Source organism: Microbacterium tenebrionis (assembly GCF_903645325.1).
GTDB classification, from domain to species: Bacteria; Actinomycetota; Actinomycetes; order Actinomycetales; family Microbacteriaceae; genus Microbacterium; species Microbacterium tenebrionis.
The window spans coordinates 61,657-79,900 of record NZ_CAHJXQ010000010.1; the positions used below are offsets into that span (position 1 = coordinate 61,657).

Below are 18,244 nucleotides of genomic sequence, written 5' to 3' on the forward strand. Positions count from 1 at the left end.
GGGGGATGCTCCTGGTCGTGGACTACTTCTGGGCGGCTTCGAACAGCGCCAGCACGTCTGCCGAGTCGTCGGTGATGGTCAGCGACACGACCGGGCGGCCGTGCTCTGCGAGAACGCCGGCGTCGCCGGCGGCCTGTGCCTGGATGAGCTGCCCGAACGTGAACGGCCGCCCGGGGATCTCGAGGTCGACGTCGGTGCGCTCCAGGATCTGCAGGTACACGCCCTGTGCCGGTCCGCCCTTGTGGTACTGGCCGGTCGAGTGCAGGAAGCGCGGGCCCCATCCGAACGTGGTCGGGCGGCCGGAGTCGGCCGCGACCAGTTCGCGCAGGCCCTGCAGCTGCGGCAGCTCGAGACGGTTCACATACGCCTGGATCGAGACGTACCCGTCCTCGGGAAGGCGTGCCCACAGGGCGTCCATGACGGCCTCGATGTTCCCGGATTCGGCCAGTGCCGGATCCGAGACGCGCACCTCGATGCCATCCTGCACGAACGCCGGCTCGGTCGGCTCGGGGCGGGCGTCCAGAAGGCCGCGTGCGGCCACCTTCGCCGACTCGACGTCGGGCTGATCGAACGGGTTGATGCCGAGCAGGTAGCCGGCGATCGCGGTGGCGTACTCCCAGACGATGAAGTTCGCGCCCAGCGAGCCGCTCACGAGGATCTCGCCCTCGTGCCGTTCGCGCAGGTGGAACTCGTTCGCGTCGTCGACGAGCCGCGCGATCTGCAGGTCTGCGGGGACGTCGTCGAGCTCGGGGGAGACCGGCAGGAGCACGACGGGAAGGATGCCCGTGCCGTCCTTGCCTGTGGACTCGGCGATGAGCTGCTCGATCCAGTCCGGCAGGCCCACGATGTGCGTGCCGTCGGTCACGAGCCCGAGCTTGTCGCGGCGGGGGTCCGTGGCCGCGATGGCCGCACCGAGGCGCAGTGCCGGGTTATCGGCCTGATCGACGGCGACCTGCAGCATCGTGGCCTCGGCCTCGTCGAGGAGTTCGGCGATGTCGACCCCGGCGAGGCCCGACGGGACGAGCCCGAACGCCGTCAGTGCCGAGTAGCGGCCGCCGACGTTCGGGTCGGCGTTGAAGACGCGGTAGCCGGCCTCGCGTGCGTACGCATCGAGCGGGGAACCGGGGTCGGTCACGACGACGATGTGCTCGACCGGGTCGACGCCGATGTCGCGGAACGCAGCTTCGAACGTGCGGCGCTGCGAGTCTGTCTCGACGGTCGAGCCGGACTTCGATGACACGACGAGCACGGTGGCGGCGAGGTCGTCGTCGAGGGCGGCGAGCACCTGACCGGGGGCGGTCGAGTCGAGGATCGTCAGCGGCACGCCGGCCGTCTGGGCGATGACCTCCGGCGCGAGCGAGGATCCGCCCATGCCTGCCAGCACCACCCGGGTCACGCCCTTGTCGCGCAGGTCGTCGCGCAGCGCGACGATCTCGTCGACGAGCGGACGAGAGACCGACACGGCCTCGACCCAGCCGAGGCGCTTCGCGGCCTCTTCCTCGGCCGCAGGACCCCACAGCGTGGAGTCGAACGCGGTGATGCGCGAGGCGATGAGGTCGCTGACCAGCTGCGGGACGACCGCGTCGATCGCGGCCTTCGCCGCCCCGGATGCGTGGATCGAGAAGGTCATCGCTGGGCCTCGAGCGCCTCGGCGACCTGGGTGAGCAGGTCGTGCCAGGAGTCGATGAACTTCGCGACGCCCTCGTCCTCGAGCACCTGGGTGACGTCGGCGAAGTCGACGCCGACCTTCTCGAGTCCGGCGAAGACCTCGCGGGCCTCGTCGTAGCGGCCGGTGATGGTGTCGCCGGTGACGACGCCGTGGTCGAACGTGGCTTCGAGAGTCTTCTCGGGCATCGTGTTCACGACGCCCCGGGCGACGAGCTCGGTCACGTAGAGGGTGTCGGGGAGAGCCGGGTCCTTGACGCCGGTGGACGCCCACAGCGGGCGCTGCAGGCTCGCGCCGGCATCCAGCAGCGCCTTGGCGCGGTCGCCCGCGAACGTCTTCTCGAAGAGCTCGTAAGCGAGTCGGGCGTTGGCGAGCCCGGCCTTGCTCTTGAGAGCGAGTGCCTCGTCGGTGCCGATCGCGGTCAGGCGCTTGTCGGTCTCGGTGTCGACGCGCGACACGAAGAAGGAGGCCACGGACTGGATCGTCGACAGGTCGATGCCGGCGTCCTTCGCGGACTCGAGACCCGTCAGGTACGCGTCGATGACCTCGGCGTAGCGCTCGAGGCTGAAGATCAGCGTGACGTTGACGCTGATCCCGGCGCCGATGGCCTGCGCGATCGCGGGGAGCCCGGCCTTGGTGGCGGGGATCTTCACGAGGAGGTTCGGTCGGTCGATCTTCGCCCAGAGCTCCTTCGCCTGCGCGACGGTTCCCTCGGTGTCGTGCGCGAGGTCGGGGGAGACCTCGATCGACACGCGGCCGTCGACGTGCCCCGAGGCCTCCCACACGGGGCGGAAGACGTCGAGCGCTGCGGCGACGTCCTGCGTGGTGGCCGCGAACACAGCCTCCTCGGCGCTGGCGCCGGACGCTGCGAGCTCGGTGACCTGAGCGTCGTACGAGGTGTTGTTCTTGTCGGTGATGGCGTTCGCGAAGATCGTCGGGTTCGTGGTGACGCCGGTCACGTTGCGCGACTCGATCAGCTCGGCGAGGTTGCCCGAGTCGATGCGGCTGCGGGAGAGGTCGTCGAGCCAGATGCTGACGCCGGCATCGTGAAGCTGAGAGGTGGGGGTGCTCATGCGTTCTCCTTGATGGTCTCGCGGGCCGCCTCGACGACGGCTTCGGCGGTGATGCCGAACTTCTGGAACAGGGTCTTGTAGTCGGCGGAGGCGCCGAAGTGGTCGATGGCGACCGAGCGTCCGGTGTCTCCGACGATGCCGCGCCAGGTCAGGGCGGAACCCGCCTCGACGGAGACGCGCGCCTTCACCGCGGCCGGCAGCACCGATTCGCGGTACGCGGCATCCTGCTCGTCGAACCACTCCAGCGACGGAGCGGACACGACGCGGGCGTTCACGCCCTCTGCCGCGAGGGTCTCGCGCGCCGTGACGGCGAGCTGAACCTCGGAACCGGTGGCGATCAGGATGACATCCGGAGTGCCGCTCGGGGCCTCCGCGAGCACGTAGGCGCCCTTGGTGGCGTTGTCGGCGGATGCGAACACGTCACCGGATGCCGTGCCGTCGCCGCGCCCGAACACCGGGATGTTCTGGCGGGTCAGCGCGATGCCGGCGGGTCCGGCGTGGCGGCGCAGCAGCTCGAGCCAGACGACCGAGGTCTCATTCGCGTCGGCGGGTCGCACGACGGTGAAGTTCGGGATCGCGCGGAGCGTCGCGAGCTGCTCGATCGGCTGGTGGGTCGGGCCGTCCTCGCCGAGGGCGACGGAGTCGTGGGTCCAGACGAAGATGCTCGGGATGTTCATCAGAGCTGCCAGGCGCACAGCAGGGCGCATGTAGTCGCTGAAGATCAGGAACGTGCCGCCGAACGCGCGGGTCGGACCGTGCAGCACGATGCCGTTGACGATCGCGCCCATCGCGTGCTCGCGGATGCCGAAGTGCAGCACCCGGCCGTACGGGTTACCCGACCACTCGTGGGTCGACCACTCGGACGGGATGAACGAGGCGGCGTCCTTGATGGTGGTGAGGTTGGACTCGGCGAGGTCTGCCGAACCGCCCCACAGCTCGGGGAGCTCTGCGGCGAGGGCGTTGATGACCTGACCGGAGGCCGCGCGGGTCGAGACGTCCTTGCCGGCCTCGAATGCGGGGAGTGCGGCCTGGATGCCGTCGGGCAGCGCGTGCTCCTCGAGACGATCCAGCAGCGCCTTGCGCTCGGGGTTCGCCTCGGCCCACGCGTCGAACGACTTCTGCCATTCCGCCCGCTCGGCCGCAGCGCGCTCCGCGAGTGCACGGGTGTGCTCGATGATGTCGTCGGCGACGACGAAGCTCTGCTCCGGGTCGAAGCCGAGCACCTTCTTGGTCGCGGCGAGCTCGTCGGCGCCGAGGGCGGAGCCGTGGATCTTGCCGGTGTTCTGCTTGCCGGGCGAGGGCCAGCCGATGATCGTCTTCAGGATGATCAGCGATGGCTTGGACGTCTCCCCCTTCGCGGCCTCGAGCGAAGCGTGCAGCTCCGCGACGTCCTCGACGTACTCGCCGGTCTTCTTCCAGTCGACCGTCTGCACCTGCCAGCCGTAGGCCTCGTAGCGCTTCGCGACGTCCTCGGTGAACGCGACGTTCGTGTCGTCCTCGATCGAGATCTGGTTCGAGTCGTAGATCGCGATCAGGTTGCCCAGCTGCTGGTGCCCGGCGAGCGAGCTCGCCTCGCTCGTGACGCCCTCCTGCAGGTCGCCGTCACTGGCGATCACGTACACGAAGTGGTCGAACGGGCTGGTGCCCGCGGGGGACTCGGGGTCGAACAGCCCGCGCTCGTACCGGGCGGCATAGGCGAAGCCGACCGCGGAGGCCAGGCCCTGACCCAGGGGGCCGGTCGTGATCTCGACGCCCTTGGTGTGGCCGTACTCGGGGTGGCCGGGAGTGAGCGAACCCCACGTGCGCAGCGCCTTGAGGTCGTCGAGTTCGAGACCGAAGCCGCCCAGGTACAGCTGCACGTACTGCGTGAGCGACGAGTGCCCAGCGGAGAGGATGAAGCGGTCGCGGCCCAGCCAGTCGACGTCGCTGGGGTCGTGGCGCAGCACTCGCTGATACAGCAGATACGCGGCCGGAGCCAGGCTCATCGCGGTTCCCGGGTGGCCGTTGCCGACCTTCTCGACGGCATCCGCCGCCAGAACCCGTGCGGTGTCCACCGCGCGTCGATCGATCTCAGCCCACTGCAGTTCGGTCACGGTCATGCCCCTTCCAACGACATTCGAAGGCGCCCGATTCCCTGGCGCATCCGCATCGTCACGGACAGGTGCACAGCGCCGGGCGCGCGAGTGGTTTCAGCTTAGACCCGCGGCGGACCCAGGGCGACGACATTTCATTCCGTTGCCGCGCGATCGCAGCCAGCACCCCTGCACTAGACTGGTGGGGTAGTCGGAGTGTGCGCGGAGGAGGCGATCGATATCTCTACGATGTCGCAGACGACGGCGGTGAAGCGGACAATCGGCAGCACTGTCAAGGCGTACGTCTCTCTGACGAAACCCCGCGTGATGGAGCTCCTCCTCGTCTCCACCGTTCCGGTGATGTTCCTGGCTCAGGGCGGCATGCCCGACCTCTGGCTCGTCGTCGCGACCGTGATCGGCGGGGCGATGAGCGCCGGCTCTGCCGCGTCGTTCAACATGTACATCGACCGCGACATGGACGCGCAGATGCACCGCACGGAGAACCGGCCGCTGGTCACGGGGGAGATCACGCCCCGCGCCGCGCTGATCTTCTCGTGGGTGCTCGCCGTCGCATCCACCGTCTGGCTGTGGCTGACCACGAACTGGTTGACGACGGCGCTCTCGGTCGCCGCGATCTTCTTCTACGTCGTGATCTACACGCTGATCCTCAAGCGCCGCACCGAGCAGAACATCATCTGGGGCGGGATCGCCGGCTGCTTCCCCGTCGTGATCGGATGGTCCGCCGTCACGGAGGATCTGGCGTGGCCCGCGATCGTGCTGTTCGCGCTCGTCTTCCTGTGGACGCCTGCGCACTACTGGCCGCTGTCCATGAAATACCGCGACGACTACTCGGGTGCGGATGTGCCGATGCTCGGTGTCACGCGCAACGCGTCGCAGGTGGGGTTGCAGGTCATCCTCTACGCATGGGCGACGGTCGCCTGCTCGCTCCTGCTGATTCCCGTCGCCGGCATGGGCCTGGTCTACACGGCTTCCGCGCTCGTCTTCGGCGGCTGGTTCATCTACGAGTCGCACCGCCTGTACGACCAGGCGGTGCGAGGCTCGAAACCGCGCCCGATGCGCGTCTTCCATGCGTCGATCAGCTACTTGACGCTGATCTTCCTCGCGGTCGCGATCGATCCGCTGCTGCCGTTCTGATCCTCTGATCCATCCTCGGTCGCGACTGATCCCTCCTCGGTCGCGGGCTCGTCGTCGTCGGTCGGCGCCTCCGCGGCATCAGGCGCGGGCTCGATGGCGTCGTCGGAGGCATCGTCGTCCGCCGTCCAGTCGATCGGCTCGACGACGACGGGGGCGGCCGGGATCAGGCTCTTCGCTGCGGCGAGCACGAGTGCGAGCAGCACGCCGAGGACGCCTGCGCCGAGGATCGCCGCACCGGCCGTGATCCACGCCTGACCGACGTAGACCTCGACGTTCGTCGCGGTTCCGTCGAGCAGCGTCGTCTGCATCGTCGTCGCGTTGTCCCACACGAGCCAGCCGCCCACGGCCGCCGATGCGACCGAGAGGGCGAGCAACAGCCAGTACGGGATGCTTCGGGTCAGTGACTTGTTGAACATGCGTGCCAGCATCCACACTCTTCTGATGCGCGCACGATGTGCGGGCTATGCGTCGGCTGAGCGGACCCGCTTCAACCGGAGCACGACGACGGTGTACGCCGCCGCGGACAGCGACGCGAGCACCATGTGGATGCCGACGAGGATCTCCGGCAGCCCCTCGCGGGCCTGCCAGACGCCGACGGCGATCTGCACGGCGATCGCGATCGCCAGCACGAGCAGCCAGCGTCGCGGCTCGAGGCGCAGCATCCACGCGGAGACCATCAGCGCGGCGACGAGCGCGGCGAGGATGTACCCCGGCCACGAGTGCACGTGCGCGAGCACGGTGGCGTCGAATCCGTCGCGGATGACGTTCGCATCGCCCGAGTGCGGCCCGGACCCCGTCGTGAGGACCCCGAAGAAGATGGTCGCGGCCAGCGCCAGGCCGGTGACGTGGGAGAGCATCGCGAACCAGCGGGGCACTGCGCGAACGCGGGGGCCCGCCGGATCGTGCATGCGCACGAGGTAGGCGGCGGTGACGCACACGAGCAGCAGCGAGGAGGCGTAGTGGAAGCCGACGATGAACGCATTCAGGTCGGTGATGACGGCCAGGCCCCCGACGACGGCCTGCGCCATGACGCCCGCCAGGACGATCCACGCGAGCACGACGAGATCCCGTCGGCGCTCGGTTCGCCGCACGGAGTCGACCGCGGCGACGAGGACGGCCACCAGGAGGGCTCCGGAGAGGAACCCGAACGCGGGCAGGCCGAACGGATCGGTGATGAAGTAGGCGGCGAGCCCTGCCGCGATACCGCCGACGGCGAACCAGACCGCGCGCATGACGAGGGCCCGGCCGCCGACGGCTCCGAGCGTCAGGAGCAGGACGGCGAGGGCGAGCAGGCCGACGACGCCGGTCATGGTGCGATTGGCGAACTCGATGATGCCGTGGACGCCCTGCACCTCGTAGATCGGCACGAGCGACTCCGGGGTGCACAGCGGCCACTCCGAGCAACCGAGTCCCGAACCGGTCAGACGCACGGCGCCGCCCGTGCCGATGATGATCACCTCGGCGAGGAACGACAGCCACGCGAGCACGCGCAGCGGCCTGCCGAACACCGGCTGCAGCCGATCCGATCGCGTCGATGAGGCAGGGGGTGCGATGGTGTCGGGCATGCGTCCTCCGGCTCGCTCCTGAGCATGCGGGCGCGGCCCGGTTGCCAGGGGGAACCTGTAGAATCGGATTGTGGTGATGTGCGCGCTGAGCGCGAAGCGCATCACTGACAGTTTAGGCGCGAAGAATGCGTCCGTGATGAGGCCCACCAGCGGCAGCGAACCCCACTCCCATCGGTGAGGTCCGTCATGCCGGGGCGGATGACACCGTTGAGGCCCAGCAAGGAGAGTGTGATGTCGGATGTGCTGATCGACCGCCCAGAGCTCGAAGGTCTGGGGGTGTACGAATTCGGCTGGCACGATGAGGACGCCGCGGGAGCCGTTGCCAAGCGCGGTCTCTCCGAGGATGTCGTCCGCGGCATATCCGCGCTCAAGGACGAACCGGAATGGATGCTGAAGACCCGTCTGAAGGGCCTGCAGCTGTTCGGCCGCAAGCCGATGCCGACCTGGGGGGCAGACCTCAGCGAGATCGACTTCGACAACATCAAGTACTTCGTGCGCTCCACCGAGAAGCAGGCGCAGTCCTGGGAGGAGCTCCCGGCCGAGATCCGCGAAACCTACGAGAAGCTCGGCATCCCCGAGGCCGAGCGTCAGCGCCTGGTCGCCGGTGTCGCCGCGCAGTACGAGTCCGAGGTCGTCTACCACCAGATCCGCGAGGACCTGGAGGAGCAGGGCGTGATCTTCATGGACACCGACACGGCGCTGCGCGAGCACCCCGAGTTCTTCGAGGAGTACTTCGGCACGGTCATCCCCGCCGGAGACAACAAGTTCGCAGCCCTCAACACGGCCGTGTGGTCGGGCGGATCGTTCGTGTACGTGCCCAAGGGCGTGCACGTCGAGATCCCGCTGCAGGCGTACTTCCGCATCAACACCGAGAACATGGGACAGTTCGAGCGGACGCTGATCATTGCCGATGAGGACAGCTACGTCCACTACATCGAGGGCTGCACCGCGCCGATCTACAAGTCCGACTCGCTGCACTCGGCCGTGGTCGAGATCATCGTGAAGAAGAACGCCCGCGTGCGCTACACGACGATCCAGAACTGGTCGAACAACGTCTACAACCTCGTCACGAAGCGCGCCGTCGCCCACGAGGGCGCGACCATGGAGTGGGTCGACGGCAATATCGGCTCCAAGGTGACGATGAAGTACCCGTCGATCTACCTGATGGGCGAGCACGCCAAGGGCGAGACGCTCTCGGTCGCCTTCGCCGGTCCCGGTCAGCACCAGGACGCCGGCGCGAAGATGGTGCACATGGCGCCGTACACGCAGTCGTCGATCGTCTCCAAGTCGATCGCGCGCGGCGGCGGACGCGCAGGCTACCGCGGCGAGGTCCGCGTCGACCCCTCGGCCCACCACTCCGCCAACTCCGTCGTCTGCGACGCGCTGCTCGTCGACACCCAGTCGCGCTCGGACACCTACCCGTCGATCGACATCCGGGTCGACGACGTCCAGCTCGGCCACGAGGCCACGGTCTCGAAGGTCAGCGAGGAGCAGTTGTTCTACCTGATGTCGCGGGGCCTCGAAGAGACCGAGGCGATGGCGATGATCGTGCGCGGCTTCATCGAGCCGATCGCACGCGAGCTGCCGATGGAGTACGCGATGGAGCTGAACAAGCTCATCGAGATGGGCATGGAAGGATCGGTCGGCTGAGCATGACGACTGCATACACCGAGGTCGAGCCTGCCTTCGTGCCGGTCCAGACCCGTTCTGAGCGGCCGCGTTCGTTCGACCCCGACGAGTTCGGCGCCCCGAACGGTCGCGAGGTCAACTGGAAGCACACGCCCGTCGCACAGCTCGAGCGGCTGTTCGCACCCGCCGGCGAGAACGACGGCGTCGTCTACGACGTCGAGAGCGGCGAGCAGTTCATCGTCGCGCCCCTCGCGGCGGGTGATGCGCCGCGCGGCGAGATCTTCGTCCCGGAGGACGTCGTGGCCGCGGCCGCATGGCAAGGTACCGACGCGGCCATGCACGTGCGCATCCCCCGCGATGAGGAGGTCGCCGAACCCGTCCTCGTGACGATCACCGGGCAGGGCGCCGACAAGCGCGCCGACGCTCACATCGTGATCGAGGCCGAGGAGAACAGCTCGGCCACCGTCGTCCTGCGCCACCGAGGATCCGCCCAGTACGCGCAGAACGTCGAGATCATCGCGCGCGCCGGCTCCCGCCTCACCGTCATCACGGTCCAGCGCTGGGACGACGACGCCGTGCACGCGGCATCCCACCAGGCGCGCGTCGACAAGGACGCCCTCCTGAAGCACTTCGTCATCAGCTTCGGCGGCGGGGTCGTGCGCGTGAACCCGAACGTCGAGCTCGCAGGCACCGGCTCCGAGGGCCGCCTGTATGGCCTGTCGTATGCGGATGCCGGTCAGCACCTGGAGAGCCAGGTGTACCTGCACCACAAGGGTGCCCACACCACCGGAGACGTCCTCTACAAGGGCGCGCTCCAGGGCGACGGTGCACGCAGCGTGTGGATCGGCGACGTACTGATCGGTCCGGATGCCACGGGCACGGACTCGTACGAGGCGAACCGCAACCTGGTGCTCACCGAAGGCGCGCGCGCCGATTCGATCCCGAACCTCGAGATCCAGACCGGTGACATCCAGGGCGCCGGTCACGCCAGCGCCACCGGTCGCTTCGACGACGAGCAGCTGTTCTACCTGCAGGCCCGCGGCATCTCCGAAGAAGAGGCGCGTCGACTGGTCGTGCTCGGCTTCCTCAGCGACATCGTGCAGCGCCTCGGCATCCCGGCCATCGAGGAGGAGCTGCTGGCCTCGATCGAGACGGAGCTCGCGGCGGTGAACGCGTGAGCGCGCAGCGCGCGTGCGGCGTGAGCGACCTCGAGCAGGACACCCCGCTGCGCGTCGAGCTCGACGGCGTGCCGATGGCGCTCGTCCTCGACTCCGAGGGTGAGATCCACGCCATCGGAGACACCTGCACACACGGCGACATCTCGCTGTCCGAGGGATTCGTCGAGGGCAAGACGCTCGAGTGCTGGGCTCATGGCTCGGCCTTCTCGCTGTGCACCGGCAAGCCCCTCAACCTCCCTGCTTTCGAGCCCGTCCCGGTCTACGTCGTCCAGATCGACGGCGACGACGTGCTCATCGACCCGACCGTCACGAAGGAAGTCTGAAATGTCTGTTCTCGAGATCCGCGATCTGCATGTCTCCGTCGAGACCGAGGCCGGGGCGACCCCGATCCTCAACGGCATCGACCTCACCATGAAGACCGGTGAGACCCACGCGATCATGGGCCCGAACGGCTCGGGCAAGTCCACGCTGGCCTACACGATCGCCGGTCACCCGAAGTACACCGTCACGGGCGGCACCATCACGTTCGACGGCGAGGATGTGCTCGAGATGTCCGTCGACGAGCGCGCACGCGCGGGACTCTTCCTCGCGATGCAGTACCCGGTGGAGATCCCCGGCGTCACCGTGACGAACTTCCTGCGCACCGCCAAGACCGCGCTCGACGGCGAAGCGCCCTCGATCCGCTCCTGGACCAAGGACGTCAAGACCGCCATGTCGAACCTGCGCATGGACCCGAAGTTCGCGCAGCGCAACGTCAACGAGGGCTTCTCGGGCGGCGAGAAGAAGCGCCACGAGATCCTGCAGCTCGAGGTGCTGAAGCCCAAGTTCGCGATCCTCGACGAGACCGACTCCGGCCTCGACGTCGACGCGCTGAAGATCGTCTCCGAGGGTGTCAACCGCGCCAAGGAGGCCACGGGCCTGGGCGTGCTGCTCATCACGCACTACACCCGCATCCTGCGCTACATCCGTCCCGACTACGTGCACGTCGTCGTCGCGGGCAAGATCGTCGAGGAGGGCGGGCCCGAGCTCGCCGACCGCCTCGAGGAAGAGGGCTACGACCGCTTCCTCGACCCCTCGGCTCCCATCGAGGCGTAGGCTAATCGCATGACCGCGACTCTTGCCCCGGAGAAGTACGACGAGGTCACCGAAGCTCTCAAGGACGTCATGGACCCCGAGCTCGGGATCAACGTCGTCGACCTCGGCCTCATCTACGACCTGGCCTGGGACGACGAGAACGACGCGCTCGTGATCCACATGACGCTCACGAGCGCCGGATGCCCGCTGACCGACGTGCTCGAAGAGCAGACTGCGCAGGCACTGGACTCGGTCGTCGACCGCTTCCGCATCAACTGGGTGTGGATGCCGCCGTGGGGGCCCGAGCGGATCACCGACGACGGGCGCGACATGATGCGCGCGCTCGGCTTCGCCATCTGACACGGCCGTGAAGGTCGAGGCGCTTCCGCTCGAGCACCTCCGCGAGCGCACGAGCGAGAAATGGCGCGAGTACCCGGCCGACGTGCTGCCGCTGTTCGTCGCCGAGACGGACTTCCCACTCGCGCCGGCGATCACGGAGGCGCTCGAGCGCGCCGTACGCATCGGCGACACCGGGTACGTCGCATCGCGCACCCCGCTGGCCGAGGCGTTCGCCGGTTTCGCTGAGCGCCGGTACGGCTGGTCGCCCGACCCCGCGCGGATGCGGTCGACTGCCGACGTCAGCATGGGCATCGTCGAGATCCTGCGCCGGGTGACGAGCCCCGGCGACCGCGTCATCGTCACCACGCCCGTGTACCCGCCGTTCTTCGACCTCGTCGAGGAGGCAGGCGCTGTCGTCGAGCGGGTGCCGCTGCGCGACACGGGCAGCGAGTGGGAGCTCGACCTCGACGGCATCCGCACCGCGTTCGAGACCGGAGCGCGGGCGCTGCTGCTGTGCAACCCGCACAATCCGACCGGTACGGTGCACTCCGCCGCATCCCTCGAGTCCCTCGCCGAGATCGCCCTCGCGCACGGCGCGACCGTGGTTTCCGACGAGATCCACGCCCCGCTCGTCCAGCCGGGGACGGTCTTCACCCCGTTCCTGAACGTCTCCGACGCCGCTCGCGCGATCGGCTACGCCGTGGTCAGCGCGAGCAAGGCGTTCAACCTCGCGGGTCTCAAGTGCGCGCTGATGGTGACGGCATCCGACCAGACCGCGCGTCTGGTTCGCGGCCTGCCCGTCGAGGTGGAGTGGCGCACCGGCCAGTTCGGGATGCTCGCGGCCACCGCTGCCTTCTCCGAGCGGAGCGACCCGTGGCTGGACGGACTGCTGACGACGCTCGACGATAACCGGCGTCTGCTGGGCGATCTGCTCGCGGCGCACCTGCCCACGGCACGCTACCGGTTACCGGATGCCGGCTACCTCGCCTGGATCGACCTCACCGATCTCGGTTGGGGGACCAATCCGTCCAAGCGCATCCTGCGCGAGGCGAAGGTCGCGCTGCACTTCGGACCGGCGTTCGGGGTCGAGGGTGCAGGCCACGTCCGGCTGAATTTCGGGACGAGTCCTGAGATCATCACCGCGGCGATCACGCGCATCGCCGCGCTGGATGTACCGGGCGCATGAGCGTCGCGACGACCCCGTCGATCTGGGATCGCGAGCGCATCTGGGTCACGGTCGGGGCCGTCGCGCTGATCTTCCTCGCTGCGATCGAGTCGCTCGCAGTCACCACGGTCATGCCGGTGGTCAGCGACGCATTGGACGGCGAGGCACTCTACGCCGTGGCGTTCGCGGGCACCCTCGCGACGAGTGTCATCGGGATGGTGGCGTGCGGGGCGTGGTCGGATGCCCGGGGTCCGCGCGGCCCGCTGTACGTCGCGGTGTCGCTGTTCATCGTGGGGCTGCTGGTCTCGGGCTTGGCTACGACGATGGAGCAGTTCCTCGCAGGCCGTCTCGTGCAGGGACTGGGCGCCGGCGGCGAGACCGTCGCACTGTACGTGGTCGTCGCCCGCCTGTACCCGCCGACCCTGCACGGCCGGATCTTCGCGGCGTTCGCCGCCGCGTGGGTGGTCCCGGCGATGATCGGGCCGTTCCTCGCCGGCGCCGTGGCGGAATTCCTCGACTGGCGGTGGGCGTTCCTCGGCGTCGCGGTGCTCACCGCGATCGCCTTCGCGATGATCGCCGTTCGCCTGCGCGCGCTCGACCTCGGCGGCGGCGACCCGTCCGCCGTCACCGGTCTCGGACGACGGCTGCTGCTCGCGACAGCCGTGGCGGTCGGCGCTGTCGTCGTCGGTCTCTCGGCGGATGCCCCACCGGCGCTGGGGTGGCCGATCGCACTTGTAGCGGTGCTGGTCATCGGGTTCGCTATCGTGCCGCTGCTGCCGAGGGGGACGCTGCGGTCGGCCCGCGGTCTGCCCAGCGTCATCCTCATGCGCGGCCTCGTCGCCGGGGCGTTCTTCGCCGCCGAGGCGTACATCCCGTACCTGCTCATGGAGGAGTTCGACTTCAGTCCGACCTGGGCCGGCATCGCGCTGATGCCCGCCGCTTTCGCGTGGGCCGGCGGATCCGCGGCGCAGGGCAGATACGGCGAGGCACTGGGGAATCGCCGGATCGCGGTCATCAGCATCGGTTTGCTCCTCATGGCGATCGTCAGCGTCCTCATAACCGCCCTCACCGCCGCATCCCCGCTGATCGTGGTGATCGGCTGGGGTTTCGCCGGGGGCGGGATGGGGCTGCTGTATCCGAGGCTCACCGTGCTCACGCTCGCCTACTCGGAACCGGGCCGGGCGGGATTCAACTCGTCCGCGCTGTCGATCTCGGACGCCACCGGGTCGGCCGTCTCGGTGGCCCTGGCCGGCCTGGGCGTCGCGACCCTCGGCGGAGGTGCTCAGACCTTCCCCGTCGTGTTCGCGTTCTCGGTCGTGTTGATCCTCCTGGCGTTGCTTCCCGGATCGCGCATCGGGCACGGCGTCGAACGGGGCGCTGCCGAATAGGTTTGAGATCTCTCGACCGCGTCGTCCTTCCTGGACATCGTGAGCGGAGGCCGTGTGCGGTCTCACCGTCTTCGCATCGGCGGAGACCTATACTGGGAGGCTGGCCGTTCGGCCGCATCCCCCTTGAAGAAACGGACTTCCGCTGTGCTTGCCGTGCAGGACCTCGAGATTCGCGTGGGCGCGCGCCTCCTCATGGAGAACGTGTCGTTCCGCGTCGCCGACGGCGACAAGATCGGCCTCGTCGGGCGCAACGGCGCGGGCAAGACCACCCTGACCAAGGTGCTCGCGGGCGACGTCCTGCCCTCGGGAGGCAAGGTCACGCGCTCCGGCGAACTGGGCTATCTGCCGCAGGATCCGCGCTCCGGCGACCCCGAGATGCTCGCCAGGACCCGCATCCTCGACGCGCGTGGGCTCGGTTCGATCCAGCTCGGCATGGCGAAGGCCGCCGAGGACATGGCATCCGACGACGCAGCGGTGGCCGAGAAGGCGATGCGGAAGTTCGCGAACTTCACCGAGCGGTTCGAGTCGCTCGGCGGCTACGCGGCCGAGGCGGAGGCGGCATCCATCGCCAACAACCTCTCGTTGCCCGACCGCATCCTCGATCAGCCGCTCAAGACCCTCTCGGGTGGTCAGCGCCGGCGCATCGAGCTGGCCCGCATCCTGTTCTCGGACGCGCAGACCATGATCCTCGACGAGCCGACCAACCACCTCGACGCCGACAGCGTCGTGTGGTTGCGCGAGTTCCTCAAGGGGTACAAGGGCGGACTCATCGTCATCAGCCACGACGTCGAGCTCGTCGGCGAAACCGTGAATCGGGTGTTCTACCTCGACGCGAACCGTCAGGTCATCGACACGTACAACATGAACTGGAAGAACTACCTGCGTCAGCGCGTCGCCGACGAGGAGCGCCGCAAGAAGGAGCGCGCGAACGCCGAGAAGAAGGCGACGCAGCTGCAGATGCAGGCGGCACGGTTCGGCGCGAAGGCGTCCAAGGCGGCAGCGGCGCATCAGATGGTCGCGCGCGCCGAGAAGCTGCTGTCGGGTCTCGAGGAGGTCCGCGAGGCCGACCGCGTCGCCAAGCTCCGGTTCCCCAAGCCCGCCGCGTGCGGCAAGACGCCGCTGATGGCATCCGGCCTTTCGAAGTCGTACGGGTCGCTGGAGATCTTCACGGATGTGGACCTGGCGATCGACCGCGGCTCCAAGGTCGTCGTGCTGGGCCTCAACGGTGCCGGCAAGACGACGCTGCTGCGCATGCTTGCGGGCGTCGACCAGCCCGACACCGGTCAGCTCGAGCCGGGGCACGGACTCAAGGTCGGCTACTACGCGCAGGAGCACGAGAACCTCGACGTGAACCGCTCGGTGCTCGAGAACATGGTCTCGGCAGCGCCCCACATCACCGAGACCGAGGCGCGCAAGGTCCTCGGATCGTTCCTGTTCACCGGCGACGACGTGCTCAAGCCCGCAGGCGTCCTCTCCGGCGGCGAGAAGACCCGCCTGTCGCTGGCGACGCTCGTGGTGTCGTCGGCGAACCTGCTGCTGCTCGACGAGCCGACGAACAACCTCGATCCCGCGTCCCGTGAGGAGATCCTCGGCGCGCTCGCGCACTACGAGGGCGCCGTGGTGCTCGTCTCGCACGACCCGGGTGCCGTGCAGTCGCTGAACCCCGAGCGCGTGCTCATCCTGCCCGACGGCGTCGAGGACATCTGGAGCCAGGAGTACCAGGACCTCATCGAGCTCGCATAGCGCGCAGGCGCCCCTCCCCGAAACGGTCCTTGCCCTCCGAAAAACGGCGTGGCACCGCCTGCTTCGTCGCGTAGGACATGTCTCGGGCGGGGTAGCGTCGGAGCATGGCGGATCATCAGCAGCTGGCGAAGTCCTTCGAAAGCATCGGCGAGGAGTACGACCGCTACCGGCCGGGGTTCCCCGTCGCCGCGGCGGAAGAGATCGTGCCGGAGCGCGTGGATGCCGTCCTCGACCTCGGCGCAGGGACGGGCAAGTTCACCGAGCTGCTGGTCGCTCGTGCCGAACGCGTGATCGCGGTCGAGCCGTCGGTCGCGATGCTCGACGTGCTGCGGACGAAGCTGCCGGCCGTCGAGGCACTGGAGGGCGGTGCGGAGGGGATCCCGCTGCCGGACGGATCGATGGATGCCGTCACCGTCGCGCAGGCGTTCCACTGGTTCGATCGGGATGCCGCGTGCGCCCAGATCCGGCGGGTGCTGGTGCCGGGCGGGACGCTCGGTCTGCTATGGAACCACTCCGATCCGGCATGCACATGGGATCGCGCCTGCACGCGGGTGGCGCACCCGGCCGTGACCGACGACACCGATGCGACCACGGCATCCGCCGCCGAGGAGCTTCCCGGCTTCACGTTCGACCACCGCACCGAGCTCGCCTGGTCCGAGCCGATCACCCGTGACGCGTACATCCGGCGATGGCTGACGGTCAGCAGTTTCCTCGCGGCGGACGAAGCCACGCGTGCGAGCATGGTCGGCGAGCTCGAACGCATCCTCGACGCCGATCCCGAGACGGTGAACCGCGACGAGTTCGTCCTGCCGATGGTGACCGAGGTGTTCATCTACCGCGCGGGCGCCGCATGAGGATCTGGTCGGTCCACCCGCGCCACCTCGACCGCCAGGCGCTCATCGCCTGCTGGCGGGAGACGCTGCTGGCGCAGAAGGTGCTCGTCGGCGAGACCCGCGGATACACGCGTCATCCCCAGCTGGAGCGGTTCCAGGCACAGGCAGACCCCATCGCATCCGTCGGCGTGTACCTCGAAGCGCTGGCCGATGAGGCCGACGCGCGCGGCTATCGCTTCGACCGAACCCGCATCCGCGTGGCGGGCGCAGAAGTCCCGCAGATCGACGTCACCGAAGGACAGCTCGCCCTCGAATGGCGCCACCTGGGCACCAAACTCGCCGCCCGCAGCCCTGAGGTCCTCGCTCGGTGGCAGAACCTGGCCGCGCCGGACTCGCATCCGCTGTTCCGCGTCACCCCCGGCCCGGTGGCGAGGTGGGAGCGCGCGGTTCCCCGCGAAACAGGCCCTGCCCGCTGAAACAGGCCGTGTCGGGGCCTGTCTCGGACGGCAAGACCTGTTTCGCGGAAGAAGCGAGGCGCCGAACTACTTGACGCCGAGGAAGCTGCGGTCGGTCAGGACGATCGGGCCGTCCGCGGTGATCGCCACGGTGTGCTCGGAGTGCGCCCCCCGCGAGCCGTCGGCGCTGCGCAGAGTCCAGCCGTCCTCGTCCGTGCGCAGCTCGTCGGTGGTCGCCAGGAACCAGGGCTCGAGTGCCAGCACGAGGCCGTCGCGCAGCGGGAAGCCCCGGCCGGCCCGCCCGTCGTTGGCGACGTGCGGGTCGCCGTGCATGGTGCGGCCGACTCCGTGGCCGCCGAAATCGGTGTTGATCGAGTAGCCCTCGCCGTGCGCGATCGCAGCCACTGCGGCCGAGATGTCGCCGATGCGGTTGCCCACGGTGGCGGCGGCGATCGCGGCATCCAATGCCCGTTCGGTCGTCTCGATCAGACGCAGATCCTCATCGCGAGCGGTTCCGACGACGAAAGAGACGGCGGAGTCCGCGACCCAGCCGTCGACGGCGACGGCGAAATCGAGTGAGACGAGGTCGCCGTCGCGCAGGGTGTAATCGTGGGGGAGCCCGTGCAGCACGGCGTCGTTGATCGATGTGCAGATGACCTTGCCGAACGGCCCGTTGCCGAACGAGGGGGCGTAATCGATGTAGCAGGACTCGGCACCGGCCTTGCGGATCAGATCGTGCGCCTTGCGGTCGATCGTGAGCAGGTTGGTGCCGACCTTCGTCTCGTCGCGCAGCGTCGCCAGGGTCTCGGCGACGAAACGTCCCGCAGCTCGCATCTCGTCGATCTCGGCCGGGGTGCGCAGTTCGATCATGGTGTTCCTCTCGTCCCTCCCATTCTCCCCGAGATCGCC

17 protein-coding genes are annotated in these 18,244 nt (G+C 68.6%); 11 read left to right on the forward strand and 6 right to left on the reverse strand.

Annotated features, from left to right (window positions below; translation table 11 throughout):
- Positions 1-22 precede the first annotated feature (22 nt).
- The 3 genes from HWX58_RS12550 to tkt are packed head-to-tail and all read right to left on the reverse strand — an operon-like array spanning position 23 to position 4,838.
- The gene (locus HWX58_RS12550; RefSeq protein ID WP_175988217.1) at positions 23-1,630 is read right to left on the reverse strand and encodes a phosphoglucose isomerase-related protein; all 1,608 of its coding nucleotides are present in this window, start codon (positions 1,628-1,630) and stop codon (positions 23-25) included.
- The gene (gene tal / locus HWX58_RS12555; RefSeq protein ID WP_175988219.1) at positions 1,627-2,739 is read right to left on the reverse strand and encodes a transaldolase; all 1,113 of its coding nucleotides are present in this window, start codon (positions 2,737-2,739) and stop codon (positions 1,627-1,629) included. The genes HWX58_RS12550 and tal overlap by 4 nt, the downstream gene beginning before the upstream one ends.
- Complete coding sequence (gene tkt, locus HWX58_RS12560) at positions 2,736-4,838, reverse strand: transketolase (RefSeq protein ID WP_438268261.1); 2,103 nt, start codon at positions 4,836-4,838, stop codon at positions 2,736-2,738. The genes tal and tkt overlap by 4 nt, the downstream gene beginning before the upstream one ends.
- Before the next feature lie 213 nt (positions 4,839-5,051).
- Between tkt and HWX58_RS12565 the strand changes: the two genes are divergently transcribed.
- The gene (locus tag HWX58_RS12565; protein ID WP_372456271.1) at positions 5,052-5,966 is read left to right on the forward strand and encodes a heme o synthase; all 915 of its coding nucleotides are present in this window, start codon (positions 5,052-5,054) and stop codon (positions 5,964-5,966) included.
- Here the strand turns inward: HWX58_RS12565 and HWX58_RS12570 are convergent.
- Positions 5,912-6,382: a hypothetical protein gene (locus HWX58_RS12570; RefSeq protein WP_175988225.1), complete on the reverse strand. Its 471-nt coding sequence runs from the start codon at positions 6,380-6,382 to the stop codon at positions 5,912-5,914. The genes HWX58_RS12565 and HWX58_RS12570 overlap by 55 nt on opposite strands.
- A 45-nt stretch (positions 6,383-6,427) precedes the next feature.
- Complete coding sequence (locus HWX58_RS12575; protein WP_175988229.1) at positions 6,428-7,531, reverse strand: COX15/CtaA family protein; 1,104 nt, start codon at positions 7,529-7,531, stop codon at positions 6,428-6,430.
- Positions 7,532-7,762: 231 nt separating this feature from the next.
- Between HWX58_RS12575 and sufB the strand changes: the two genes are divergently transcribed.
- The 10 genes from sufB to HWX58_RS12625 all read left to right on the forward strand — a co-directional run bounded on the left by sufB (position 7,763) and on the right by HWX58_RS12625 (position 17,356).
- Positions 7,763-9,181, forward strand: a complete 1,419-nt coding sequence (gene sufB, locus HWX58_RS12580) for a Fe-S cluster assembly protein SufB (protein ID WP_175988231.1) — start codon at positions 7,763-7,765, stop codon at positions 9,179-9,181.
- Between the two features lie 2 nt (positions 9,182-9,183).
- Entirely contained in the window at positions 9,184-10,338 is a 1,155-nt protein-coding gene (gene sufD, locus HWX58_RS12585) for a Fe-S cluster assembly protein SufD (RefSeq protein WP_175988233.1), read from the forward strand.
- Entirely contained in the window at positions 10,335-10,661 is a 327-nt protein-coding gene (locus tag HWX58_RS12590) for a non-heme iron oxygenase ferredoxin subunit (protein WP_175988235.1), read from the forward strand. The genes sufD and HWX58_RS12590 overlap by 4 nt, the downstream gene beginning before the upstream one ends.
- A 1-nt stretch (position 10,662) precedes the next feature.
- Positions 10,663-11,433 carry a Fe-S cluster assembly ATPase SufC gene (sufC, locus tag HWX58_RS12595; RefSeq protein ID WP_175988237.1) on the forward strand — a complete coding sequence of 257 codons (771 nt, stop codon included), beginning with the start codon at positions 10,663-10,665 and terminating at the stop codon, positions 11,431-11,433.
- A 9-nt stretch (positions 11,434-11,442) separates the two neighbouring features.
- The gene (locus HWX58_RS12600; protein ID WP_175988239.1) at positions 11,443-11,772 is read left to right on the forward strand and encodes a metal-sulfur cluster assembly factor; all 330 of its coding nucleotides are present in this window, start codon (positions 11,443-11,445) and stop codon (positions 11,770-11,772) included.
- A 7-nt stretch (positions 11,773-11,779) separates the two neighbouring features.
- On the forward strand, positions 11,780-12,937 hold the full coding sequence (locus tag HWX58_RS12605; RefSeq protein ID WP_175988241.1) for a MalY/PatB family protein: 1,158 nt from the start codon (positions 11,780-11,782) through the stop codon (positions 12,935-12,937).
- Positions 12,934-14,304, forward strand: coding sequence for an MFS transporter (locus HWX58_RS12610; RefSeq protein ID WP_175988243.1), 1,371 nt, complete (start codon positions 12,934-12,936; stop codon positions 14,302-14,304). Before HWX58_RS12605 ends, HWX58_RS12610 begins: the two co-directional genes overlap by 4 nt.
- Before the next feature lie 144 nt (positions 14,305-14,448).
- On the forward strand, positions 14,449-16,047 hold the full coding sequence (locus HWX58_RS12615; RefSeq protein WP_175988246.1) for an ABC-F family ATP-binding cassette domain-containing protein: 1,599 nt from the start codon (positions 14,449-14,451) through the stop codon (positions 16,045-16,047).
- Between the two features lie 104 nt (positions 16,048-16,151).
- Entirely contained in the window at positions 16,152-16,901 is a 750-nt protein-coding gene (locus HWX58_RS12620) for a class I SAM-dependent methyltransferase (RefSeq protein ID WP_175988248.1), read from the forward strand.
- Positions 16,898-17,356, forward strand: coding sequence for a pyrimidine dimer DNA glycosylase/endonuclease V (locus tag HWX58_RS12625; RefSeq protein ID WP_175988250.1), 459 nt, complete (start codon positions 16,898-16,900; stop codon positions 17,354-17,356). Before HWX58_RS12620 ends, HWX58_RS12625 begins: the two co-directional genes overlap by 4 nt.
- A 66-nt stretch (positions 17,357-17,422) precedes the next feature.
- On the opposite strand, the gene map is transcribed toward HWX58_RS12625, so the two are convergent.
- Positions 17,423-18,205, reverse strand: coding sequence for a type I methionyl aminopeptidase (gene map / locus HWX58_RS12630; RefSeq protein WP_175988252.1), 783 nt, complete (start codon positions 18,203-18,205; stop codon positions 17,423-17,425).
- Between the last annotated feature and the right edge of the window lie 39 nt (positions 18,206-18,244).